General features: G+C 53.9%; 1 rRNA gene. It reads left to right on the forward strand.

The window, feature by feature from the left end:
• Window positions 1-1,255: ribosomal RNA gene (locus tag H7347_RS10520) — 23S ribosomal RNA — on the forward strand; the annotation flags it as partial.

Genomic DNA, 1,255 nt, shown 5'->3' on the forward strand with positions numbered 1-1,255 from the left:
TGTGGCACGCGGCATAGGTAAATCCGTGTTGTTGTTGTGTGAGGCGTGATGCGTAGCCCGTGTGGGTGATGCTGGTGATCCTGTACTGTCGAGAAAAGCCTCTAGCGAGTGTGCATGCGGCCCGTACCCTAAACCGACACTGGTGGTTTGGTAGAGTATACTAAGGCGTTCGGGTGAACTGTGGTTAAGGAATTCGGCAAATTGTCCCCGTAACTTCGGGAGAAGGGGACCCCCGTGTGGTGTGGCATCTTTGCGGTGTTGTGCTGTGTGGGGGCGCAGAGGATAGAGGGAAGCGACTGTTTATTAAAAACACAGGTCCGTGCGAAGACGTGAAGTTGATGTATACGGACTGACGCCTGCCCGGTGCTGGAAGGTTAAGAGGACCTGTTAGATCATTTTGGTGGTCGAAGCGGAGAATTTAAGCCCCAGTAAACGGCGGTGGTAACTATAACCATCCTAAGGTAGCGAAATTCCTTGTCGGGTAAGTTCCGACCTGCACGAATGGCGTAACGACTTCCCTGCTGTCTCAACCACAGGCCCGGTGAAATTGCAGTACGAGTAAAGATGCTCGTTACGCGCGGCAGGACGAAAAGACCCCGGGACCTTTACTATAGCTTGGTATTGTTGTTTGGTTCGGTTTGTGTAGGATAGGTGGGAGACTGTGAAGTATGCACGCTAGTGTGTGTGGAGTCGTTGGTGAAATACCACTCTGGTCGGATTGAGCATCTTAACCTTGGCCCATGATCTGGGTTGGGGACAGTGCCTGGTGGGTAGTTTAACTGGGGCGGTTGCCTCCTAAATGGTAACGGAGGCGCCCAAAGGTTCCCTCAGCTTGGTTGGTAATCAGGTGTTGAGTGTAAGTGTATAAGGGAGCTTGACTGTGAGAGTGACGGCTCGAGCAGGGACGAAAGTCGGGACTAGTGATCCGGCATCTACTTGTGGTTGTGGTGTCGCTCAACGGATAAAAGGTACCCCGGGGATAACAGGCTGATCTTCCCCAAGAGTCCATATCGACGGGATGGTTTGGCACCTCGATGTCGGCTCGTCGCATCCTGGGGCTGGAGTAGGTCCCAAGGGTTGGGCTGTTCGCCCATTAAAGCGGCACGCGAGCTGGGTTTAGAACGTCGTGAGACAGTTCGGTCTCTATCCGCCGCGCGCGTGGAAACTTGAAGAAGGCTGACCCTAGTACGAGAGGACCGGGTTGGACGTACCTCTGGTGTGCCAGTTATCTTGCCATGGGTAGGGCTGGTTGGCT

This window comes from Corynebacterium sp. zg-331, assembly GCF_014267345.1.
GTDB lineage: Bacteria > Actinomycetota > Actinomycetes > Mycobacteriales > Mycobacteriaceae > Corynebacterium.